Annotated in this window: 4 protein-coding genes; 3 read left to right on the forward strand and 1 reads right to left on the reverse strand. The window is 64.1% G+C overall.

Features of this window, described 5'->3' with window-relative positions; all coding sequences use genetic code 11:
- The first annotated feature begins 375 nt into the window (after positions 1–375).
- The 3 genes from ATI14_RS21285 (at position 376) to ATI14_RS21295 (ending at position 24,783) form a co-directional block, all read left to right on the forward strand.
- The gene (locus ATI14_RS21285) at positions 376–21,549 is read left to right on the forward strand and encodes a non-ribosomal peptide synthetase (RefSeq protein WP_100831513.1); all 21,174 of its coding nucleotides are present in this window, start codon (positions 376–378) and stop codon (positions 21,547–21,549) included.
- A 121-nt stretch (positions 21,550–21,670) separates the two neighbouring features.
- Positions 21,671–22,822 (forward strand): macrolide transporter subunit MacA, encoded by a 1,152-nt coding sequence (gene macA / locus ATI14_RS21290; protein WP_016971832.1) that lies wholly within the window; start codon positions 21,671–21,673, stop codon positions 22,820–22,822.
- 2 nt (positions 22,823–22,824) lie between these two features.
- Positions 22,825–24,783 (forward strand): MacB family efflux pump subunit, encoded by a 1,959-nt coding sequence (locus tag ATI14_RS21295; RefSeq protein ID WP_016971833.1) that lies wholly within the window; start codon positions 22,825–22,827, stop codon positions 24,781–24,783.
- A gap of 90 nt (positions 24,784–24,873) precedes the next feature.
- Here the strand turns inward: ATI14_RS21295 and ATI14_RS21300 are convergent, their stop codons facing one another.
- Positions 24,874–26,214 (reverse strand): diaminobutyrate--2-oxoglutarate transaminase family protein, encoded by a 1,341-nt coding sequence (locus ATI14_RS21300; RefSeq protein WP_016971834.1) that lies wholly within the window; start codon positions 26,212–26,214, stop codon positions 24,874–24,876.
- Positions 26,215–26,501 lie beyond the last annotated feature (287 nt).

Raw genomic sequence — 26,501 nt, forward strand, 5'->3', positions numbered from 1 at the left:
TCGGTGTGGCAATGCTCGCTGGCCTGAACCCTTACCTGTGGGAGCCGGGCTTGCCCGCGATGGCGGTGGTGCAGTCGATGAAGGTATCGGCTGACCCGACGCCATCGCAGGCAAGCGGCTCCCGCATGTTTATCCGCGGGGCACCCCCGCATTGTCCCGGCTTCCCATGACATACACCTCAGTGCGGATGTTTTAGTTTTCCTGCCCTGTGGGGAGCCCTGTGGCACGCATTTAACCCATCACTTTTTAGAACCTGTCGGCGGCGGCGCCTCTGCCCATGGAAGGCATGCGCCGACGCTCGATGCCCGGTATTTCGGTTACACGCGAAGTCGGGCTTTTTTCGTCATTGTTTTCGAATCTTAAGCAGGTCACACCATGCACTTCAGCGAATTGATGGCAGTTCTTTCGACCCACGCGATCCATCTTCAACGTGAGGAGGATGACTTGATCATCCTGGGCGACGATGAGGGACTCGACGACGGGGTGATCGACAGCCTGCGCAGTCACAAGGCGCAATTGCTTGAATTGATCGCCCGCAACGGTGGCGACTGGCTGAGCCCTGCCTATCGCATTACCCCGCAGATGCTGCCATTGACGACGCTGGACCAGGCGACCATCGACCAGATTGTCGACGCCGTGCCCGGTGGCCTGGCCAACGTGAAAGACATCTACCCCCTGGCACCCCTGCAGCAAGGCATGCTGTACCACCATTTGTCCGCCGAGCAGGGGGACCCGTATCTGCTGCAATCGCAGTACGCGTTCGACAGCCGCGAGCGTCTGGAGCAATTCACCGAAGCCTTGCAGTACGTGATCAAGCGTCACGACATTCTGCGTACCACCGTAGTGTGGGAGAGCCTTGACGAGCCGGTCCAGGTGGTGCTGCGCAAGGCCGCGCTGATCAGTGAGGAAGTGCACCTGGACCCGCGCGACGGTGAAGTGCTGACCCAGCTGCAAGGTCGCTTCGATGCCCGCCATTATCGCCTGGACATTCGCCAGGCACCGATGATGCGCGTGGCGTTTGCGCTGGATTCACCGAATCAGCGTTGGGTCGCCGTGCTGATGTTCCACCACATGGCGCTGGACCATACCGCGATGGAGGTGGTGCAGCACGAAATGCAGGCCTTCCTGCTGGGGCAGGTCGAGCACCTTGGTGAGCCGGTGCCATACCGCAACTATGTGGCCCAGGCCCTGCTGGGTGTGACGGAACAGCAGCATGAAGCGTTCTTTCGCGAAATGCTGGGCGACATCGATGAGCCGACCCTGCCTTTCGGCGCGCAGGACGTTCAGGGGGATGGTCACGGAATCGACGAAAGCCACCTGATGCTCGACAGCGGTTTGAGCAAACGCCTGCGTGCCCAGGCGCGCCAGATGGGGGTGAGTGCCGCCAGCATGGTGCACCTGGCACTGGCGCAAGTGCTGGGCAAAGTGTCCGGGCGCGAGGAAGTCGTCTTCGGTACGGTCCTGCTGGGCCGCATGCACGCGGGCGAGGGCTCTGACCGCGCCCTGGGCATGTTCATCAACACCTTGCCGCTGCGTGTCAGCGTCGGTGCGCAAAGCGTGCGCAGCGGCCTGAAGCTGACCCATCAGCGCCTGACCGCGCTGCTTCAGCACGAGCACGCCTCGCTGGCCCTGGCCCAGCGCTGCAGCGCCGTAGCCACGCCCACGCCGCTGTTCAGCGCGATGCTCAATTACCGCCACAGTGCCACCGGTGCCACCACCGAAGCGCAGGCAGCCTGGGCCGGCATGCAAGCGCTCGGCGCGCAGGAGCGTACCAACTACCCCTTGACCATCAACTTCGATGACCTGGGTGAAGATTTCCATATCACCGTACTCGCCGGCCCCGACATTGGCGCCGAGCGTGTCGCGCGCTACCTCAATGCAGCCTTGCAGAGCCAGGTCGATGCCCTGGAACACACCCCGGAGGTGGCGCTACAAACCCTGGGTATCCTGCCTGCCACCGAGCGCGAGCACCTGCTGCACGCCTGGAACCGCAACGAAACGGTATTTGCCGACGGCGCACTGATCCACAGCCAGGTCGAAGCCCGTGCGGCGGCGCAGCCTGACGCTGTCGCGGTGGTGTTTGGCGATCAGCGCCTGAGCTACGGCGCCCTCAACCGGCGCGCCAACCAGGTTGCGCATCGCCTGCTGGCGTTGGGCGTGCGCCCGGATGATCGCGTGGCGATCTGCGTCGAGCGCGGCCTGGACATGATCATTGGCTTGCTGGGCATTCTCAAGGCCGGTGCCGGTTATGTACCGATCGATCCGGCCTATCCGCAGGAGCGCATCAGCTACACCTTGCAAGACAGCGCGCCGGTCGCCGTGCTGGTACAACAGGCAACTCACACTCGGGTAGCCGAGTTGTCGGTGCCGGTGATCACACTGGACACGGGCGACTGCCAGGACGAACCAGCCGGCAACCCCCAGGTCGCGGGCCTGACGCCGTCGAGCCTGGCCTATGTCATCTACACCTCCGGCTCCACCGGGTTGCCCAAGGGCGTGATGATCGAACACCGCAACGTGGCGCGCCTGTTCACCGCCACCGAGGCCTGGTTCCAGTTCAACCATAACGACGTATGGGCGTTGTTCCACTCGTTCGCCTTCGACTTCTCGGTCTGGGAAATCTGGGGTGCGCTGATGCACGGCGGGCAGTTGCTGATCGTGCCGCAGCTGACCAGCCGTTCGCCCGATGAATGCTATGCACTGCTGTGCAGCGCCGGTGTGACCATCCTCAACCAGACCCCGAGCGCCTTCCGCGCGTTGATTGTTGCCCAGGGCCAAAGCACGCTCAAGCACGCCCTGCGTCAGGTGATTTTCGGTGGCGAAGCGCTGGAACCGGGGATTCTCAAGCCGTGGTACGCGCACTCCGCCAATGCCGGTACGCAACTGGTGAACATGTACGGCATCACTGAAACCACAGTGCATGTGACTTACCGTGCCCTTGAGCCGGCAGATGCCCAACTGGTGGGGGCCAGCCCGATTGGCGGGGGCATTCCGGACTTGCAGTTGTATGTGCTCGATGATCGGCGCGAACCCGTGCCGGTCGGGGTGGTGGGTGAGCTGTACGTCGGTGGCGCGGGCGTGGCCCGTGGCTACCTGAACCGCCCGGAACTGAACGCCGAACGTTTTATCGCCGACCCGTTCAGCGGCCGCCCCGACGCTCGCCTGTACAAGACCGGCGACCTGGGCCGCCGCCTGGCGGACGGCAGCATCGACTACCTGGGGCGTAACGACGACCAGGTGAAAATTCGCGGTTTCCGGATTGAACTGGGCGAGATCGAAGCGCGCCTCGCCGCCTGTGACGGCGTGCGCGAAGCCGTGGTGATTGCCCGTGAAGACACGCCGGGGGACAAACGCCTGGTGGCCTATGTGATTGGTGCCGAGGGTACGTCGCCGAACGCCGCTGACCTGCGAACCCAGTTGTTGGTGCATTTGGCCGAGTACATGGTGCCCGCCGCTTTTGTCATGCTCGACAGTTTCCCGTTGACCACCAACGGCAAGCTCGACCGCAAGGCCTTGCCGGCACCGGACGCCGACGCACTGGCGCGGCGTCAATACGAAGCGCCGCAAGGCGCGGTCGAAGCCGCGATTGCGACGATCTGGCAGGACTTGCTCAATGTCGAGCAGGTCGGGCGCCAGGATCACTTTTTCGAGTTGGGTGGCCACTCGTTGCTGGCGGTCAAGTTGATCGAGCGCATGCGTCAGGTCGGGCTCGGTGCGGATGTGCGTGTACTGTTCGGCCAGCCGACCCTCGCGGCCCTGGCCTCGGCGGTCGCGGGTGCGAGCAAGGACGTGGCGGTGCCCGCCAATCGTGTGCCCGCGGGGTGCGAACACATTACACCGGACATGCTGCCGCTGGCGGACCTCGATCAGGATGCCATCGAGCGCATCGTGGCAACGGTGCCGGGCGGGTCGCGCAACGTTCAGGAAATCTACAGCCTGGCGCCCCTGCAGGAAGGCATCCTGTACCACCATTTGGCGGCCGCCCAGGGCGACCCCTATCTGCAATATGTGACTTTCAGCTTCACCAGCCGCGAGCGGCTGACACGTTTCGCCGACGCGCTGCAGGGCGTGATTTCGCGACATGACATTCTGCGTACGGCGGTAGTCTGGGAGCGCCTGGACGAGCCGGTGCAAGTGGTTTGGCGCGAGGCACAACTGGGCCTCGATGAAATCCCCCTGGACCCGGCCGCCGGTGATATCGCTGAACAACTGACCGCCTGCCTCAACCCGCGCCATCATCGCCTCGACATTCGTCAGGCACCACTGATGCGCATCGGCTACAGCGAAGACGCCCCCAACGAACGCTGGGTGGCCGTGTTGCTGTTGCACCACCTGGTGGACGACGCCACCTCCCTGCGCATGCTGATTACCGAGATCGAAGCGCATACCCGCGGTGAAGAAGCCCAATTGCCGGCTTCGGTGCCGTATCGCAACTACGTGGCGCAGGCGCGCCTGGGCGTGAGTCGCGAAGAGCACGAAGCGTTTTTCAGTGAAATGCTGGGCGACATCGACGAGCCGACCCTGCCGTTTGGTCTGCAGGATGTGCAAGGCGATGGCCACGGGGTCGAAGAGGTGCTGCTGCAACTCGATGACACTCTCAACACACGCCTGCGCAAACAGGCTCGGCAGTTGGGCGTGACCCCGGCGAGCCTGTATCACCTGGCGTGGGCCCGGGTGCTGGGGGGTGTTTCCGGCCGCGATGATGTGGTGTTTGGTACGGTCTTGCTGGGGCGCCTGCAAGGTGGCGAAGGTGCGGACCGCGCCCTGGGGATGTTCATCAACACGCTGCCGTTGCGCATCAGCCTCAGTGAGGCGGGCGTGCGCAGCCTGGTCAAGACCACCCATGCGCGCCTGACCGGTTTGCTCGGCCATGAGCACGCGTCGCTGGTGCTGGCGCAGCGCTGCAGCAAGGTCGCGCCCTCTACGCCGCTGTTCAGCTCGCTGCTCAACTATCGCCAGCTTGGCGGTGGGGATGTGTCCCAGGCCGCGCAGGCCGCCTGGGAAGGTATCGGTATCCTCGACAGCAAGGAGCGCACCAACTACCCACTGACCCTGTCGGTCAACGACACGGGCGATGCCTTCAGCCTGTCGGTCATGGCCGATGGCACCATCGGTGCCGCACGCATCTGCGGCTATATGCAATGTGTGCTGGAAAACCTCGTGCAGGCGCTGGAGCAGACGCCACAGGCCGCGCTGCCAAGCCTGGGCATGTTGCCGGCGCTTGAGCGTGAGCAACTGTTGCAGCGCTGGAACGCCACGGACAGCCTGTATGCCGATGCCGAGTTGATTCATCACCAGATCGAGCGTCAGGCCGCCGAGCAACCCGATGCCATCGCGGTGGTGTTTGAAGACAGCCACCTGAGCTACGCCGAGCTGAACACGCGTGCGAACAGGGTCGCGCACCGCCTGCTGAGCCTCGGCGTGAGCCCGGACGAGCGGGTGGCAATCTGCGTGGAGCGCGGGCTGGAAATGATCATCGGCTTGCTCGGCATCCTCAAGGCGGGCGCCGGTTACGTGCCGATCGACCCTGCCTATCCGCAGGAACGCATCAGTTACACCCTGCAGGACAGTGCCCCGGTGGCGGTGCTGGTGCAGGCAGCGACGCAGGCGCGGGTGGCCGAACTTGCGGTGCCGGTGATTGACCTGGACGCGACGGACCTGCAGCTGCAGCCGATACACAACCCGCAGGTGCCTGGCCTGACCTCGGCCAACCTGGCTTACGTGATCTACACCTCAGGTTCCACCGGTTTGCCCAAAGGTGTGATGATCGAGCACCGTAACGTGGCGCGGCTGTTCTCCGCCACCGGAGGGTGGTTCAACTTCAATGATCGGGACGTGTGGGCGCTGTTTCACTCGTTCGCGTTCGACTTCTCGGTCTGGGAAATCTGGGGTGCGCTGATCCACGGCGGGCAGTTGCTGGTAGTGCCGCAACTCACCAGCCGCTCGCCGGACGAGTGCTATGCGCTGCTGTGCAGTGCCGGTGTGACCATCCTCAACCAGACGCCGAGTGCCTTCCGTTCATTGATCGCCGCCCAGGGCCAGAGTGCCTTGAAGCACTCCCTGCGCCAGGTGATTTTCGGTGGCGAAGCCCTGGAACCGGGGATGCTCAAGCCGTGGTATGCGCGTACGGCCAACGCCGGTACGCAGCTGGTGAACATGTACGGCATCACCGAAACCACGGTGCACGTGACTTACCGTGCCCTTGAAGCGGCGGATGCGCAGTTGGTGGGGGTCAGCCCGATTGGCGGGCGTATTCCGGACTTGCAACTCTACGTGCTCGACAGCGCGCGCGAACCGGTGCCGGTGGGCGTGGTGGGCGAGTTGTACGTGGGCGGTGCCGGGGTGGCGCGTGGTTACCTGAACCGCCCGGAACTGAATGCCGAGCGCTTTATTGCCGACCCGTTCAGCGGGCGTGCCGATGCCCGCCTGTACAAGACCGGTGACCTGGGCCGCTGGTTGGCAGACGGCAGCATCGACTACCTGGGGCGCAATGACGACCAGGTAAAAATCCGTGGTTTCCGTATCGAACTGGGGGAAATCGAGGCGCATCTCGCGGCCTGTGAAGGTGTGCGTGACGCGGTGGTCATTGCTCGCGAAGACCAGCCCGGCAACAAGCGCCTGGTTGCCTACGTGATCGCGGCCGATGGCGCCGAACCTGTGGCGGCCGACCTGCGCCAGCAGTTGCTGGTGTCCCTGGCCGATTACATGGTGCCCAGCGCATTTGTGATGCTTGAGCGCTTGCCGTTGACCACCAACGGCAAGCTTGATCGCAAAGCCTTGCCGGCGCCGGATGGTGACGCCCTGGCGCGGCGCGAATACGAGCGGCCGGAGGGGGAAGTGGAGCACACCCTCGCCGCACTCTGGCAAGAGTTGCTGGGCGTGGAGCGGGTGGGGCGACACGACAACTTCTTCGAGCTGGGCGGCCATTCGCTGTTGGCGGTGAAGTTGATCGAACGCATGCGCCAGCTCGAACTGAGCGCCGACGTGCGCGTCCTCTTTGGCCAGCCGACGTTGGCGGCCCTGGCGGCCGCCGTGGGCGGCCATACGCAGCTATTGGTGCCGGCCAACCGGATCGAGCCGGGCTGCGAGCACATCACTCCGGACCTGCTGCCCCTGGCCGAACTGGACCAAAACAGCATCGACCGCATCGTCGCCGGCGTGCCTGGCGGCGTGCGCAATGTGCAGGATATCTACAGCCTGGCACCGCTGCAGGACGGTATGTTCTACCACCACCTGGCGGCGGATCAGGGTGATGCTTACCTGCTGCACATGCTGTTTTCGTTTACCGGCCCCGAACCGCTCAACCTGTTCGCCAGGGCCCTGCAAAGCGTGATCGACCGCCACGACATCCTGCGCAGCAGTATCGCCTGGGAAGGGCTCGTGGAGCCTGTGCAAGTGGTATGGCGCCAGGCTTCGCTGGGCCTGGAGCAAGTGGCCATCGACCCGGCGGAAGGAGACGTGCTGGCGCAACTGCACAGCCGGTTCGACCCGCGCCACTATCGCCTGGACATGAGCCGTGCTCCGCTGATGCATTTGGCCTACACCGAGGACAGCGCCAACCAGCGCTGGGTCGGCATTCTTTTGTTCCACCACATGGTGCTCGACCATACCGCGCTGGAGGTGCTGATTGAGGAAGTCCAGGCCAGCCTCAAAGGTCAGAGCGCACAGTTGCCGCCGTCGATTCCTTACCGCGAGCATGTGGCGCAGTCGCGCCTGGGCGCCGATCGTCAGGCCCATGAAGCGTTCTTCGGCGCAATGCTGGGTGATATCGACGAACCGACCCTGGCGTTCGGTCTGCAGAATGTGCAGGGCGACGGCAGAGGGGTCGAGGAATCTCACCTGATGCTCGACAGCGTCCTGGGCGGGCGGCTGCGTGAGCAGGCGCGGGTGCTTGGGGTCAGCGCCGCGAGCCTGATGCACCTGGCGTGGGGCCAGGTGCTGGCGCAGGTCAGTGGCCGTGATGATGTGGTGTTCGGCACGGTACTGCTGGGCCGCTTGCAAGGCGGTGAAGGGGCAGGGCGTGCGCTGGGCCTGTTCATCAACACGTTGCCGTTGCGTGTGAGCATCGGCGCCCACGGAGCTCGCGAAGCCGTGCGTGCCACTCACACGCAACTGGCGCAACTGCTGGCCCATGAACACGCGTCCCTGTCGCTGGCCCAGCATTGCAGCGGCATGCCGGCGGCGCAGGCGTTGTTCAACACCTTGCTCAACTACCGCCACAGTGCAGCCGCGCAAGTCTCTACCGCAGACATTGCCGCGTGGGACGGCATTCAGGCGCTGAGCATGGAAGAGCGCACCAACTATCCGCTGGTGCTTAACGTCGATGACTTCGGCAGTGGCTTTCAACTCAATGCCCAGGCGCTGGCCGGGATTGGTGCGCTGCGCGTGTGCGTCTATATGCAAGCGGCGCTGCAGCAGTTGGTCGATGCCCTGGAGCACGCACCCGGCACGCCGTTGCATGACCTGTCGGTCTTGCCCGAGGCTGAGCGTCAGGAGCTGCTGGAAGCCTTCAACGACAGCGAACGTCCGTTCCCGCAGACTTCGACCATCCACGCGCTGTTCGAGGCTCAGGCACGTACCCGGCCCGATGCTGTAGCCGTGGTTCACGGTGAGCAGTCGTTGAGCTATGCGCAATTGAACCGGCGCGCCAACCGCTTGGCCCACCACCTGATCAGCCTGGGTGTGCAGGCCGGTGACAGTGTTGCCATTCTGCTGGAGCGCTCCGTGGACTTGCTGGTCAGCCAACTGGCGATCAGCAAGGCAGCGGCGGTATATGTGCCGCTGGATGTCAACGCTCCCGCCGACCGTCAAACCTTCATGCGCCAGGACAGCGGCGCGCAGTGGCTGCTCACCACCAGCGCCCATCAAGCCCCCGAGGGCGGCGGGCACCTGGAACTGGACAGCCTCGATCTGAGCGATGCCCCGGTTCACGACCCGGCGTTTGAACAGTCTGCCGAGTCGGTCGCCTACATCATGTACACCTCCGGCTCCACCGGCGTGCCCAAGGGCGTGCTGGTGCCGCACCGGGGAATCACACGGCTGGTGATCAACGGCGGTTATGCCGATTTCAATCCCCATGACCGTATCGCCTTTGCCTCCAACCCGGCGTTCGACGCCAGCACCATGGACGTCTGGGGCGCTTTGCTCAATGGCGGCCAAGTGGTGGTGATTGACCACGACACGTTGCTTGACCCGCTGCGTTTTGGTGCGGTGTTGAGCGAGTCGGCGGCCACGATCCTGTTCACCACCACGGCGCTGTTCAATCAGTACGTACAGCTGATTCCCGATGCCCTCAAGGGCTTGCGCATGCTGCTGTGCGGCGGTGAACGCGCGGATCCGGCGGCGTTCCGCAGCCTGCTGGAACATGCGCCGAAGTTGCGTCTGGTGCATTGCTACGGCCCGACCGAAACCACCACCTACGCCACCACGTTTGAAGTGCGCGCGCTGGCCGACGATGCCGAGAGCGTGCCGATCGGCGGGCCGATTTCCAATACGCGCATTTACCTGCTCGATCAACGCCAGCAGCCGGTGCCGTTGGGCGTTGTCGGGGAGATCTACATTGGCGGCCAAGGCGTCGCCAAGGGTTACCTGAACCGGCCTGAGCTGACCGCCGAGAAATTTATCCAGGACCCGTTCAGCCGTGAGCCTGGCGCGTTGATGTACCGCACGGGCGACCTTGGCCGCTGGTTGGCCAAGGGCGAACTTGACTGCCTGGGCCGTAATGACGACCAAGTGAAGATCCGTGGTTTCCGCATTGAACTCGGCGAGATCGAAAACCGCCTCGGCGAACACCCGCAGATCAACGAGGTGGTGGTGCTGGCCCGAGAGGACGAGCCGGGCAGCAAGCGCCTGGTGGCTTACTTAACCGAGCACCAGGCGTTGGACATCCAGGCCCTGCGCACCTGGCTGCAGGAGCAACTGCCGGAATACATGGTGCCGCGTGCCTACGTGCGCCTCGACCACCTGCCGCTGACCAACAACGGCAAGGTGGACCGCAAAGCGCTGCCGATTCCGGATCAGCAGGCCTTGCTCAGCCGTGGCTATGAAGCGCCCCAGGGCGAGGTGGAAGTGGCGCTGGCGCAGATCTGGAGCCAGTTGCTCAAGGTCGAGCAGGTCGGGCGTGATGATCACTTCTTCGAGCTGGGCGGGCATTCGTTGCTGGCCATGCGTCTGATTTCCCAGGTGCGCGTGCACCTGGGGGTGGAGCTGGACCTCGCAGCGCTGTTTGCCCATCCGCAACTCTCGGCCCTCGCCCAGGCGGTGGCCAAGGCGGGGCGCAGCAGTTTGCCGCCGATTGTGCCGGTGTCCCGTGAAGAGGCGCTGCCACTGTCGTTTGCCCAGCAGCGCCTGTGGTTCCTGGCGCAGATGGACAATGCGGGCGCCGCCTACAACATGCCGGTTGGCCTGGGTCTGCGTGGTGCGCTTGATGCGTTGGCGCTGGAGCGCGCCCTGGCGCAGATCGTCAGCCGGCATGAAGTGCTGCGCAGTGTGTTTGTGGTCGATAACGATGAGCCGCAGTTGGTCATCACCCCGGTCGAAGGCGCCTTTGTGCTTGAACACAATGACCTGCGCGAGCTGGCCGATGCGCCGCAGCAATTGCAGGCTTTGACCGAGCACGAAGCGCTGGCCCCGTTTGACTTGGTCAACGGGCCGTTGCTGCGCGCGCGCCTGGTGCGCATGGGGGAGGAACACCACGTACTGCTGTTGACGATGCACCATATTGCTTCTGACGGTTGGTCGATGGGCGTGCTGACCCGCGAGCTGATGGCGCTGTATGGCGCCTTCAGCCAGGGCCTGGCCGACCCGTTGCCGCCGCTGGGCCTGCAATACGCCGACTTCGCCGTGTGGCAGCGCCGCTGGTTGAGCGGCGAGGTGTTGCACCAGCAAAATCTGTATTGGCAACAGGCGCTGGCCGGTGCGCCGGCCATGTTGACGCTGCCCACCGACCGCCCGCGTCCCGCGCAGCAGGACTTCTCCGGTGCGGTGTTGAACCTGCAACTGGATGCCGGGTTGACCCAGGGCCTCAAGACCCTCAGCCAACGCCATGGCACTACGCTGTACATGACGCTGCTGGCGGCATGGGGCGCGTTGCTCAGCCGTCTGGCCGGGCAGGATGAAGTGGTGATCGGCTCACCGGTGGCCAACCGCAACCGCGTCGAGGTCGAAGGCCTGATCGGTCTGTTCGTCAACACCCTGGCGGTGCGTATCGACGCCTCGGGTGAACCGACCGTGCAAACCCTGCTGGCGCGGGTCAAGGCCCAGACGCTGGGCGCGCAGGCCCACCAGGACCTGCCGTTCGAGCAGGTGGTGGATATCATCAAACCGGTGCGCAGCATGGCCTACAGCCCGGTCTTCCAGACCATGCTGACGTGGCAGAACAACGAAAGTGTGGCACCGGTACTCGGTGACCTGGTGCTGGAAGGCAGCGGCCAGATCAACAGCGCGGCGAAGTTCGACCTGTCGCTGGAGCTGTGCGAGGCCCAGGGCCAGATCATCGGCTCCCTGAGCTACGCCACGGCGTTGTTTGATGCGCCGACCCTGACCCGTCACCTCGGCTACCTCGAGCGCCTGTTGCGCGCCATGGTCGCCGACGATCAGACGCAGCTTGCCCGCGTGCCGCTGCTCGATGAAGACGAGTGCCAACAGCAACTGGCCGGTCTTGGCGGCCTGCGCACGGCTTTGCCGGCCGCCACGGTGCACAGTCTGTTCGAGGCTCAGGCGCTGCGCACACCGGATGCCCGTGCCGTGCAGGCCGGCAACGGTTCACTGAGCTACCGCGAGCTTAACGAGCGCGCCAACCGACTGGCCCACCACTTGCGCGAGCTTGGCGTACAGCCGGATGCCCGTGTGGCGATCTGCGTGGAGCGCAGTACCGAGCTGGTTGTCGGTTTGCTGGCGATTCTCAAGGCCGGCGGCGCCTACGTGCCGATCGACCCGAACTATCCGCTGGAGCGCATTCACTACATGTTGCACGACAGCGCCCCGGCGGCGTTGCTGGTGCACAGCGTGACCGCACACCTGGCCGGCGAGCCGGGCCTGCCGGTGGTCGACCTTGACCGTGATGACGCGTACGCCCCGCACCTGCACAACCCGCAGGTGGCCGAACTGACGGCCACACACTTGACCTATGTGATCTACACCTCGGGCTCCACCGGCCAGCCCAAGGGCGTCATGGTCGAGCATCAGGGCGTGGTCAACATGCTCGGCTGGTACATCGACGACGTCGGGCTGGATGCCGACGATGCAGTGTTGTTGCTGACCTCCCACAGCTTCGACCTGACCCAGAAAAACATCTTCGCCAGCCTGGCCGTGGGTGCCACCTTGCATCTGGCGGACAGCCCGTTTGATCCTTCAAGCATCGTGCGCCAGATCAGTGATCAGGTGATCACCCACATCAACCTGGCCCCCAGCGCGTTCTATGCGCTGATCGACGCCGATCAGCAGTGCGCCCTGAGCCAGCTGCGCCGCGTGGTGCTGGGCGGCGAGCCGATCAAGCTGTCGCAATTGGAAAAACTGCAGGTGCCGCGCCCGCAATTCATCAACAGTTATGGCCCGACCGAATGCAGCGACGTGGTCGCCTGGCATGCGGTCGACGCTGACCTGAGCCGCTACGGTGTCGCAGATATTCCGCTGGGCCGGCCATTGCGCAACCTCACGCTCTACGTGCTGGACGCCTACGGGCAACGGGTGCCGACGGGCAGCGTGGGTGAGCTTTACATCGGCGGCGCCGGTGTGGCGCGCGGTTACCTCAACCGTGAAGCGCTGACCGCCGAACGCTTCCTGGACGACCCGTTCACGCCGGGCGGACGCATGTACCGCACCGGTGACCTGGTGCGTTACCGCGCTGACGGCACGCTCGACTATCTGGGCCGTAACGACGACCAGGTCAAGATCCGCGGCCTGCGCATCGAGCTGGGTGAAATCGAAGCGCTGCTCGCGGCTCACCCCGAAGTGACCGAGGCTGCGGTACTGGTACGTGATGAGCGGCTGGTGGCCTATTTCACTGGCCTCACGCCACAGATCGAAGACCTGCGCGCCTGCCTGCAAAGCGCACTGCCGGAGTACATGGTGCCGTCGGCCTATGTGCAACTTGAGGCGTTGCCCTTGAACCCCAACGGCAAGCTGGACCGCAAGGCACTGCCGGCGCCGGGTCTCGACGCAGTGGTCAGCGGTGTGTATGAAGCGCCCGAGGGCGAGATTGAAGCCACCCTGGCGCATATCTGGCAGGACCTGCTGGGGCTGGAGCAGGTTGGTCGGCAAGGGCATTTCTTTGATTTGGGCGGTCATTCGCTGTTGGCGATGCGCCTGATTTCCCAGGTGCGCCAGCGTCTGGGTGTGGAACTGGCCCTGGCCGATCTGTTTGCCCACCCGCAACTGGCCGCATTGGCCCAGGTGCTGGCACAGGCGTCCCGCAGCACCTTGCCGGCGATTTTGCCGGTGCCGCGCAACCAGGACTTGCCGCTGTCGTTTGCCCAGCAGCGCCTGTGGTTCCTGGCGCAGATGGAAGGTGCCAGCACCGCCTACAACATGCCGATTGCCCTCAGGCTGCGCGGTCACCTGGATGCCGATGCGCTGGAGCGCGCGCTCACCGCCATCGTGGCGCGCCACGAAGCCCTGCGCAGTCGTTTCGTGCACCACAACAGCGATGCGCTGGTGCGTATCGATCCGGCCGAGCGTGCCTTTGCGCTGCGACGTCTGGACGTTGACAGTGAGGCCGCGCTGCAAGCGCACATCAGCGCCGACGCGCTGCAACCGTTCGACCTGGAACAGGGGCCGCTGATTCGTGCGCAGCTGTTGCAGCGTGGCGACGACCATCACGTGCTGTTGTTGACCATGCACCACATCGTTTCCGATGGCTGGTCAATGGGCGTGCTGACCCGTGAATTGATGGCGCTGTACGAGGCCTTCCGTCACGGCCAGCCGGACCCGCTGCCGCCGCTGGCCCTGCAATACGGCGATTTTGCCGTGTGGCAGCGCCGCTGGTTGAGTGGCGAGGTATTGCAGCAACAGAGCCAGTACTGGCAGCAAGCGCTGGCGGATGCACCCGCCTTGCTGATGCTGCCCACCGATCGCCCACGCCCGGCGCGCCAGGACTACAGCGGCGCGACCCTGACCCTGTTACTCGACGTCAACCTTACCGCCGGGCTCAAGGCCTTGAGCCAGCGCCACGGCACCACGCTGTACATGACCATGATGGCCGCGTGGGGCGCGTTGCTCTGCCGTCTGTCCGGCCAGGATGAGGTGGTGATCGGTTCGCCGGCCGCCAACCGCATGCGTGCCGAAGTCGAAGGTCTGATCGGCTTGTTCGTCAATACCCTGGCTGTGCGTATCGGTGCGGGCGAGGACCTGACCGTCGCCGCCTTGCTGGCGCATGCCAGGGACCGCACGCTGGCAGCGCAGGCCCATCAGGACTTGCCGTTCGAGCAGGTGGTGGAAGTGGTCAAACCAGCGCGCAGCCTGGCCCATAGCCCGGTGTTCCAGACCTTGCTGACCTGGCAGAACAGCGACGGCCCAAGCCTGGTCATGGGTGACCTGCAGTTCGAAGCGGTCGGTGAAACCAGTCACTTTGCCAAGTTCGACCTGTCCCTGGACCTGGGTGAAGTGCAAGGCCACATCGCCGGTAACCTGGAGTACGCCACGGCGCTGTTCGACGAAACCACCCTGCAACGGTACCTGGGGTATTTCGAGCGACTGCTGCACGCGATGGTCGCCGATGACCAGGCGCAGTTGGCGCATATTGCCCTGGTGGATGAGGACGAGCGCGATTACCTGCTGCACGCCCTCAACAATACCGAGGTCGCCTATCCGCACGAGGCCACTGTTCACCAACTGTTTGAAGCCCAGGTCGAGACCACACCGCAGGCCATTGCGGTGGCGTTCGGATCGCAGCGCATCAGTTATGCCGAGCTCAACCGCCGGGCCAACCGCCTGGCGCATCACCTGATCGGCCTGGGCATTGGCCCCGACGAGCGCGTGGCGATCTGCGCCGAGCGCGGCGATGAAGTGTTGGTGGGCCTGCTCGGGGTGCTCAAGGCCGGCGCCGCTTATGTGCCGCTGGACCCCAATTACCCGCCGGAGCGCCTGGCTTACATGATCGCCGACAGTACGCCGTCGGCGGTGCTGACCCAGCGTCCGTTGCAGGACCGCCTGCCGGCCCTGGCGATTCCGAGCGTGTTGCTGGATGAACCGGTCAACGGCGCCGAACATAACCCGGTGGTGCCGGGCCTCAATGCCCGTCACCTGGCGTATGTGATCTACACCTCCGGCTCCACCGGCAACCCCAAAGGGGTGATGATCGAACACCGCGGGCTGGTCAACTACAGCCTCGACGCCGCGCGCTTGTTCGGCTTGACGCCGCAGGACACCGTGTTGCAACAGAACACGCTGAACTTCGACCTGTCGGTGGAGGAGATCTTCCCGGCCCTGTTGGCGGGCGCGACCCTGGCGCCCAGCCGCCATGTGTTCGGCACCGAGGCCGCGCGGGACCCGGCCATTACGCCGACCTTCCTGCACTTGACGGCCGCTCACTGGCACACCCTGGCCGCCGAATGGCATCACAACCCACAGCAGGCCCAGGACCATCTGCGCGATGTGCGCTTGATCAACGTGACCGGCGATGCGCTGTCGGCGCAAAAACTCAAGCTCTGGGACGAGTCGCGCCCGGCCCATGTACGGTTGATCAACACTTACGGCCCGACCGAAGCGACGGTGTCCTGCACCACGGCTTACGTGAGCTACACCGGCGACATCAACGGCAACACCACCATCGGCAAGCCGATGGCCAACACCCGCATTTACCTGCTCGACAGCCGGCAGCAGCCGGTGCCATTCGGTGTGGCGGGGGAGATTTTCATCGGTGGCGACGGCGTGGCACGCGGTTACCTGAACCTCGACGTGATCAGCGCCGAACGCTTTATTGCTGACCCGTTCAGCCCGGTACCGGGTGCGCGGATGTACAAGACCGGTGACCTGGCACGCTACCTTGTGGATGGCTCCATCGAGTACCTGGGCCGTAACGACTTCCAGGTCAAGGTGCGCGGTTTCCGCATCGAGCTGGGCGAAATCGAATCGCGCCTGGGCAACTGCGCCGGCGTCAAGGAAGTTGCGGTGATTGCGCGCGAAGACCGTCCGGGTGAGAAACGCCTGGTGGCCTACGTGGTGCCGCATGCCGGGGTCGAGCTGAGCGCCGCCGGTTTGCGCAGCTATTTGGCGCCGTTGCTGGCCGAATACATGATTCCGTCAGCCTTCGTCACCCTGGAGGCGCTGCCGCTCACGCCGAACCGCAAACTGGACCGCAAAGCCTTGCCGGCGCCGGATCAGTCGGCGGTGGCGAGCCGTGATTACCAGGCGCCGCAAGGGCTTGTCGAACGCCGTCTGGCGCTGGTGTGGGAGCAGGTGCTGCAGCTGGAACAAGTGGGGCGGCATGACAACTTCTTTGAACTCGGCGGCCATTCGTTGCTGGCGGTCAAGCTGGTGGAGCGCATGCGCCAGGAAGACCTGCGGGTCGACGTCGGTGCCCTGTTTACCCACCCGACCCTTGCCGGGTTGGCCAGCGTCGTCGGCAGCAGCCGCGCGCTGGTGATTCCGGCCAATACCATTGAGGCTGACTGCCGACGCATCACGCCTGAGTTGCTGCCGCTGGCCGGCCTCAGCCAGGACGAGATCGACAGCGTCGTTGCCAGCGTGCCGGGCCAATTGGCCAACGTACAGGACATCTACGGCATGACGCCGTTGCAGGAAGGCATCCTGTACCACCATCTGTTGGCGGATGAGGGCGACTTGTACCTGGAGCAGGCGTCGTTCAATTTCGACAGCCGCGAGCGCCTCGAAGCCTTTGCCCAAGCCCTGCAAGGCGTGGTCGAGCGTAACGACATCCTGCGCTCCACCATGCGCTGGGAAGGCTTGAGCGAGCCGGTGCAGGTGGTGTTGCGCCATGTGCCGTTTGCCCTGGAAGAGTTGCACCTGGACGCCGAAGGCGATGCCGGTGCGCAACTGCGTGAGCGTTTCAACCCGCAGCATTTCCGCATGGACCTGCGCGACGCGCCGCTGATGCGCCTGGTGTGTGCTTATGACGGTGCACAACAGCAGTGGTGTGCGCTGCTGATGTTCCACCACATGCTGTTCGACCATGTCGCCATGGACCTCTTGCAGTACGAGTTGCAGGCGTTCCTCACCGGTCAGCAAGACCGTTTGAGTGCGCCCGTACCGTACCGCAACTATGTGGCCCAGGCGCGCCTGGGCCTGACGGAGCAGGAGCATGAAGCGTTTTTCAGCGCGATGCTGGCGGACATCGACGAGCCGACCTTGCCGTTTGGCCTGCACGATGTGCAAGCCGGCGGCACACTGGAAGCGGCGCAACTGCTGGTGGACGAAGGCCTCGGCCAGCGTCTGCGCAGCGCCGCACGGCAACTGGGCGTCAGCGCCGCGAGCCTGATGCATGTGGCCTGGGCGCAGGTACTGGCGCACGTCTGCGGCCAGGATGAGGTGGTATTCGGCACCGTGCTGATGGGCGGGCTGCAGGGTGGTGAGCGAGCCTTGGGGCTGTTCCTCAATACCTTGCCGTTGCGCGTCAGCGTGGGCGCCGAAGGCGCACAGGCCGGGGTCAAGGCCACCCACGCCCGCTTGAGCACGTTGCTCGGTCATGAACACGCGTCTCTGGCCCTGGCCCAGCGTTGCAGCGGGGTTGCCGCCCCGGCGCCGTTGTTCAGTGCCTTGCTCAACTACCGTCACAGTGCCGGCGCCGCCTCCAGTGAAGACCTCGCGGTCTGGACCGGCATCCACGCGCTGGGCGGTGAAGAGCGCAGCAACTACCCGCTGTCGCTGGACGTCGATGATTTTGGCCACGCCTTCGCCCTGACTGTTCAGGTCAGCCCGGAAGTCGGCGCGCAACGGGTCTGTGGCTATATGCACGGCGCACTCGACAGCCTGGTGGATGCCCTGGAACGTACCCCGGACGCATCGCTGAGCAGCCTGGAGATCCTGCCGCTGGCCGAACGTCAGCAGGTGCTGCTGGACTTTAACCAGACCCACACCGACGAGCCTCAGGATCAATTGATCCACGGCCTGTTCGAGGCCCAGGTACTGCGTAACCCCGGCGCGATTGCGCTGGAGTTCGACGGCCAGGCCCTCAGTTACGCCGAGCTCAATGCCCAGGCCAACCAGTTGGCCCATCATTTGATTGCCCTCGGTGTGCAGCCTGACGACCGTGTCGCCATCGCGCTGGAACGCGGGATGCAGATGGTGGTGGCCTTGCTCGCCACCCTCAAGGCCGGTGCTGCGTACGTACCGCTCGACCCGGCTTACCCGCCGCAACGTCTGGCTTTCATGCTCGGCGACAGTGCGCCACGGGTGTTGCTCAGCGAATACGCGGTGCTGCCGCTGCTCGGCACGCTGGCGCAGGCCATGCAGGTGGTGACCTTGAACAGCGTGCTCCAACCCTGGCGCGCGCTGGGCACGCACAACCCGCAGCCTGCGCAATTGGGGCTGGCCAGCGAACACCTGGCCTATGTGCTCTATACCTCCGGTTCGACCGGCACGCCGAAGGGCGTGATGATCGAGCATGCCGGCCTGTGCAATGAAATCCAGGCGATTCGTGGCTTGACCGGCCTGGGGGCGGGGGATCGTGCGCTGCAATTTGCGACCATCAACTTCGACGCCTCCATCGAAGAGATTTTTGGCGCGCTGACCTGCGGCGCCACGCTGGTGCTGCGCAGTGCCGACTGGTTGACCGATGCCGCGCAATTCTGGAGCCTGGCGACCCAGGCCCGGCTGTCGGTGATCAGCTTGCCGACCCGCTTCTGGCAAGGCCTGGCGGACGATCACAGCGCTGTCATTCCGGCTTCTGTGCGGGTGGTTGTGGTGGGTGGCGAAGAGCTGAGCCCGGAGGCGGTGCAGCATTGGTTCCTGCGCAGCGGCCACACGCCGCGTTTGCTCAATACCTATGGCCCCACTGAAGCGACGATCATCGCAACCGCCAATGAGGTGTTGGCCGCCAACCCGCATCCACGTTCCATCGGGCGTCCGATCGCCAACACCCGCGTGTATGTGCTGGATGCCCATGGGCATCCGACGGGCCTGGGGGTGGCCGGTGAGATTCACCTGGCCGGTATCGGGATCGCACGTGGTTACCTCAACCAGCCGCAACTGAGCAGTGAGCGCTTCCTGGCCGACCCGTTCAGCGCTGGCCCGGGCCGCCTGTACAAGACCGGCGACCTTGGCCGTTGGTTGCCGGACGGCACCCTGGAATACCTGGGTCGTAACGATGATCAGGTGAAAATCCGTGGTTTCCGTATCGAGTTGGGCGAAGTCGAAAGCGCGCTGCTGGCCTGTGAAGGCGTGCGTGAGGCCGTGGTCATGGCTCGCGACGACAGCGAAGGGCAGGTCGCCGGCAAGCAGTTGGTGGCTTACCTGTGCGGTTCGCCGGGCTCAATCGAGCAACTGCGTGAAGAACTGCTGAGCCACTTGCCGCAGTACATGCTGCCCAGTGCGTATGTTCAACTGGACAGCTTGCCGGTGACACCGAACGGCAAACTCGACCGCAAGGCGTTGCCGGCGCCCGAGCAGTCGGTGCTCAGCCGCGACTATGCGGCGCCGGTCGGGGCGCTGGAAGAACGCCTGGCGGGCCACTGGGCCCACGTGCTGAAGCTGACAAGGGTAGGGCGCCACGACAGTTTCTTTGAAATGGGCGGGCATTCGCTGCTGGCGATTCGTCTGGTCAGCCTGCTGACCCAGGACGACCTGCCGGTCACCCTGGCGCAGTTGTTCCAGCATGCCAGCGTCGCGTCGATGGCCGCGCTGTTGCGCTTGCGCAGCGATGCGCCGGCACTCGAGCAAGGCCTGGTCACGGTACGCGCCGGTGGTACCCAGGCGCCGTTGTTCCTGGTGCATGAGTTCAGCGGGCTTAACGTGTATTTCCCGGCGCTGGCCCGGCATGTGGATGCGGACATTCCGGTCTACGGTCTGGAGGGTGTGGCCTGGGGCGAGCCGCAGTTGCGGACCCTGGAATGCCTGGCGGCGCGGCATATCGACATGATGCGCAGCGTGCAGCCGCATGGCCCCTATCGTCTGGCCGGTTGGTCGTTCGGCGGGTTGCTGGCGTATGAAATCGCCGCGCAACTGATCGGCATGGACGAGCAGGTGAGTTTCCTCGGCCTGCTCGACACCCACGTGCCGCGCCTGGTCGATCAAGGCAAGGCGCGCTGGTCGGTGGCCCATGCCCACAGCCTGCACCTGCTCGAACAATGCCGTGCCTTCTGCCAGGTTCAAACACCGGTGGATGGGCAGGCGCTGGCCACCCTCATGCAGCTGGAGGGTGACGCGGCACGGATGGACTTTGACACCCTGTGGCAACGCTGCCGCGACGCCGGCCTGCTGCAGCCGCAGTTGGCGGCGCTGTCCCGGGACGCCTTGTGGGCCTACCTGGACCGCGAAGTCTCCCACGGTCATGCGCAAGCCCATTACAGCTTGTTGCCGCTGACCATGGCGGTGCATTTGTTCACGGCCGAAGAACGCATGGATGAAGCCTCGCGCAGCAGTGACACGCTGGGTTGGGATCAGGTTGTGCCTTCGGGCCTGCTGCAGCGTATCAGGGTGCCGGGCGACCACCAGAGCATGATGCAGGCGCCGCACATCGAGGCGTTGGGTCAGGCCATCGGCGATGCCTTGAAGGCCTTGCCGGCAACACCGGCCAACACGCCTTACCAGCCGGTGCTGACGATTCAGAGCGGGCAGGCCGGGCAGGCACCGATCTTCTGCATTCCGGGCGCAGGCGACAGTGTCACGGGGTTTATCGGCCTGAGTGATGCGTTCGGGCCGGCCTGGCCGATCCATGGTCTGCAACCTCGCGGGCTGGACGCCAAGGCGCTGCCCCACAGCCGCGTGGAAACGGCGGCGCAGGCTTACCTGCAAGCGCTGGAACAACAATGTCCGAATGGGCCGGTGCATTTGCTCGGGCACTCTTTTGGCGGCTGGGTGGCTTTCGAGATGGCCCTGCGTCTGCAGGCCCAGGGGCGCGAAGTGTTGTCGCTGACCCTGGTCGACAGTGAGTCACCGGGCAGTTCGGGCGTGGTCGGCAAGCCGTACACCGCAACCGGCGTGTTGCTGCGCCTGATCGAAACCCTGCAACTGGCGGCTGGGAAGCCATTCGGGATTGATCAGCAGGCCTTTGCCGATCTGGATGAAGCGGCACAACTGGCCAGCTTGCACGCCGCCATGGTGCGCGTCGGCATGCTCTCGGCGCGCTCCACACCTGAGGTGATGCAAGGACCGGCGCGCGCCTTTGGTGCGGCGCTGCGCACGGTTTACCAGCCACGCCAGCGCTACAACGGCCCGGTGCGCCTGGTGTTGGCCGACGATCCGACGCTGGATGCACACGGCAATCAGCGCGAGCAGGCCGGCATGATCGAGGGCTGGAGCCGACACACGGATCACCTGCAGACCTGGTACGGGCCGGGTAACCATTTCACCCTGCTCAAGGCGCCGCACGTCTACAGCCTGGCGTCCTGGTGGCACGACGGCCTACCGGCGCCGGTCGGCAAGGTGACCTCATGACGCGTGACACAGGGGGAGCCGGCACGGGCGCTTGCGCCCTTACCTGAAGCGAACATTCGAGCAACTTAGCGCAAGCCCGGCCGGCGGCCGGGTCTACCTTTCAACGTATTAGTGGTCATCTATGGAAAAGTCGAAGTTTCGCAAGGTTGTCTGGGGCGTGGGCCTGGCCGTTGTTGCCGGCTTGATTGTCTACTCGGTGCAGTCACCGGCCGAGCCACCCCAATACTTGACCGCCAAGGTCGAGCGGGGCGAGATCGAGAACTCGGTGCTCGCCACCGGGATCTTGCAGGGGGTCAAGCAGGTCGACGTCGGCGCCCAGGTCTCCGGTCAATTGAAGTCGCTGAAGGTCAAGCTCGGCGACAAGGTCAAGAAGGGCCAGTGGCTGGCGGAAATCGATCCGCTGGTGCTGCAGAACGCCCTGCGCCAGGCGCAGGTCAACGAGGAAAACCTCGAAGCGCAACGCAAAGCCACGGCCGCACAAGTGGTCCAGACCAAATCGGTGTGGGAGCGTTACACCCAACTGCAATCGGACGCGGCCATCTCCCGCCAGGATTTCGAGACCGCCGAATCCAATTACCTGGTGCAGAGCGCCAACCTGGTGGCCCTGGATGCGCAACTGAAAAATGCGCGCATCCAGATCGACACCGCCAAAGTCAACCTCGGCTACACGCGTATCGTTGCACCGATGGACGGTGACGTGGTGGGCATCGTCACCCAGGAAGGCCAGACCGTGATCGCCGAGCAACTGGCGCCGGTGCTGCTGAAATTGGCGGACCTGGACACCATGACCATCAAGGCCCAAGTGTCGGAAGCCGATGTGATTCACATCCAGCCAGGCCAGGAGGTGTACTTCACCATTCTGGGCGAGGCCAATAAACGCTACTACGGCAAATTGCGCGGCACTGAACCTGCGCCGCAGAACTACCTGGACACCCAGGCCGCCGGTACGGCCAAACAGAACACCGCGGTGTTCTACAACGCCCTGTTTGATGTGCCAAACCCTGACCACCGTCTGCGCATCTCGATGACCGCCCAGGTGCGCATCGTGCGCGATACCGCCAAGGACGTGCTGATGATGCCGGTTGCCGCGCTCGGCAAGCGCAATGACGACGGTTCGTACGTGGTGCGGGTGGTGGACGAGACCGGCCACGCCCAGGAGCGCAACGTGCAGGTGGGGATCAACAACAACGTCAAGGCCCAGATCAAGGATGGCCTGGTGGAGGGCGACAAGGTCGTCATCGGTGATCCGACGCCGGCCGTGGCGGGGAGCTGACAATGACCCAAGCATTGTTGGAACTCAAAGGCATCAGCCGCAGCTTTATGGCCGGTGAAAAAGCCTTCATGGCGCTCAAGAATGTCAGCCTGACCATCAACACCGGGGAAATGGTGGCGATCACCGGGGCGTCGGGCTCGGGCAAGTCGACGCTGATGAACATTCTTGGCTGCCTGGACTACGCCACCGACGGCAGCTACACCATCAGTGGCCGCGAAACCCGTGACCTGGGGGATCAGGAACTGGCGGAACTGCGCCGCGACCATTTTGGTTTTATCTTTCAGCGTTATCACTTGCTGCCGCACTTGAGTGCCATGCATAACGTCGAAATGCCGGCGATTTATGCCGGCGTACCGGAAGGCCAGCGCCATAGCCGCGCCAAGGAATTGCTGGCCCGGCTGGGCCTGGCCAATCACTTGATCAACCGGCCGAGCCAGTTGTCCGGTGGGCAGCAGCAGCGGGTGAGTATCGCCCGGGCGTTGATGAACGGCGGCGAAGTGATCCTCGCGGATGAGCCGACCGGCGCCCTCGACACCGCCAGCGGCAAGGAAGTGATGAATATCCTGCTGGAGCTGCATGCGGCGGGGCATACCGTGATTATCGTGACCCACGACGCCAAGGTTGCCGCCCATGCCGAGCGCATCATCGAGATGCGCGACGGCGAAGTGCTCAGTGACCGCCTCAACGAACGCGCCGCCCCCGAGGTCGAGGCCCCGGTGGCCACGCAGGCCCGGGCCACGCCGGGACGGCGTCTGGTGGCAAGCCTGGGGCTGTTCAAGGAAGCCTTCGTGATGGCCTGGGTCGCGTTGATTTCCCACCGCATGCGCACCTTGTTAACCATGCTCGGCATCGTCATCGGCATCACCTCGGTGGTGTCGATCGTGGCCATCGGCGAGGGCGCCAAACGCTATGTCCTGAATGATATTCAGGCGATCGGCAGCAACACCATCGACATCTACCCGGGCACCGACTTTGGCGACAGCCATGCGTCGGCGATTGAAACCCTGGTGCTTTCCGACGTGACCGCGCTCAGCGAGCTGCATTACATCGACAGCGCCACGCCCAACGCCGGGCGCAACCTGTTGCTGCGCTTTGGCAATATCGATGTGGACGCCACGGTCAATGGCGTGAGTGCCAGCTCGTTCCAGGTCCGCGGGATCAAGATTGCCGAAGGCATCACCTTCAGCCAGGACGATGACACGCGCCAGGCCCAAGTGGTGGTGATTGACCACAACACCCGCAATCGGCTGTTTGGCCCGAACGTCGAGGCCCTGGGCCAGATCATTCTGGTGGGCAACCTGCCGTGCACGGTGATCGGGGTGGCGGCGGACAACAAAAACATCTTCAACACCAGCAAGGCCCTCAACGTCTGGGTGCCTTACGAAACCGCGGCCGGGCGCCTGTTGGGCCAACGTTACCTGGACAGCATCACGGTGCGGATCAAGGATGGTCAGCCGAGCAAGGTGGTGGAGGATAACGTGGTCAAGCTGTTGCAACAGCGCCACGGGACCAAGGACTTTTTCACCTACAACCTCGATAGCATCATGCAAACCGTGCAGAAAACCAGCCAGTCGCTGGCGTTGCTGCTGTCGTTGATTGCGCTGATCTCACTGGTAGTGGGTGGCATCGGGGTGATGAACATCATGCTGGTGTCGGTGACCGAGCGTACCCGTGAAATCGGTATTCGCATGGCGGTCGGGGCGCGGCAGTCGGACATTCGCCAACAGTTTCTGGTGGAGGCGGTGATGGTCTGTCTGATCGGCGGGGTGATCGGGATTTCGTTGTCGTTTGGCATCGGGTTCGTGTTTTCCCTGGTGATCAAGGAATGGCAGATGGTGTTTTCGCTGGAATCGATTGTCACGGCGTTCGTGTGTTCCAGCCTGATCGGCATCATCTTCGGGTTTGTACCTGCGCGTAATGCCGCGCGTCTGGATCCGATCGAGGCGCTTGCGCGGGACTGACGCGCGTGCAAAAAAGCCCGCCAACCGATGTCGGTTGGCGGGCTTTTTATTGCATCAGGTTGGGGGGCAACAACAGCCCCGCAGTTGCATTTATGCGCTTTGACCGACCACTTGCAAACGGTGCGCGGTAGCGCTGCTGATGGCGTCTTCGAAACGGTCAAGTACGCTGCCCACTTGGGCTTCGGTGATGGTCAGGGCGGGCAGGAAGCGCAAGACCGAACCGTGGCGCCCACCGGTTTCGATGACGAGGCCGTTGTCGAAGCAGTTCAGCTTGATCGCCTTGGCCAGTGTGCCATCGCCCAGGCCGGCACGGCTTTCGGTTCGCGGTTTGGTGACCTCGACGCCGATCATCAGGCCGCGCCCACGTACGTCGGCAATCGCATCATGGCGCAGGGCAATGTCTTGCAGGCCGGCGAGCAGTTGCGCGCCGCGTGCGGCGGCGTGTTCCACCAGACCCGCCTGGCGAATGTGGCGCATGGTTGCGCGCCCGGCGACCATAGCGATTTGATTGCCCCGGAACGTACCGGCGTGCATACCCGGGCCCCAGGTGTCGAGGTGTTCGGCGTAGACAATGACCGACAGCGGGTAGCCGCCACCGATGGCTTTGGACAGCACCAGAATATCGGGGACGATCCCCGCGTGCTCAATGGCAAAGGTGCTGCCGGTACGACCCAGACCGGTCTGTACTTCGTCGATGATCAGCACGATACCCAGCTCACGGGTGATCTCGCGCAGCCCGCGCAGCCAGACGTTCGAGGCGGGAATGCAGCCGCCTTCGCCTTGCACCACTTCGACCAGCACGGCGGCCGGGCGGGTGACGCCGCCTTCAGGGTCCGACAGCACAGTGCGGATGTACTCGAGCGACAGCTGGTCGGTTTGCTCGCCGTCGGTACCGAACGGGCAGCGGAAGCGGTACGGAAAGGGCAGGAAATGGGTGTTTTGTGCCGTGACGTTGGGGATGCCCTTGGGGTTGAGATTACCCATGGCCGAAAGGGCGCCCGCTGTCATGCCGTGATAGCCACCGTGAAACGCCATCAATGCCGCGCGTTTGGTGTAGTGGCGCGCCAGCTTGATTGCTGCTTCCACCGCGTCCGAGCCGCTGGGGCCGCAGAACAGGATCTTGCTGGTGTCGCGCATGCCTGCCGGCAGTTGTGAATACAGCTCCTGCACGAAGGCATGTTTGGCCGGGGTGGCCAGGTCCAGTGCTTGCTGCAACTGGTCGGTGCCCAGGAACTCCAGCACCGCGTCTTTGACTTCCGGGGGGTTATGGCCCAGCGCCAGGGTACCGGCGTTGGCCAGGCAGTCGAGGTATTCCTTGCCTTGCGCATCCCTGAGCCACACCCCATTGCCGCTGACGAACAGGCGCTGGAAATTGGCGGCATAGGTGCGTGCGTTGGATTCGACTTTCTTCAGATAACTTAGCTCTTCCATAGTCATGCACTCATCGGCTGCGGCAAACGCAGCGCTGGAAAGTTGATGGAACAAGAGACGGTGTTTAATCCATAACAGCGACTATTTTCAGACAGTAAACAGTGGGCCGCAGAGAGGGCTGAATTACAGTCGAAAGTGACAAATAAGTTAAGCCGAACAGTCGCTGAGACAAGCGCCGTCCGGGCAACTTAAAAGCATGCTTAGTTTGAAGGAAGGTGGCCGTTATCGCTATTGACGCAGACGCCGGATGTCCCCGATATCTCTGTCATTTAACAGGGCCTTTAGAG

It is taken from the genome of Pseudomonas tolaasii NCPPB 2192 (assembly GCF_002813445.1).
GTDB lineage: Bacteria > Pseudomonadota > Gammaproteobacteria > Pseudomonadales > Pseudomonadaceae > Aquipseudomonas > Aquipseudomonas tolaasii.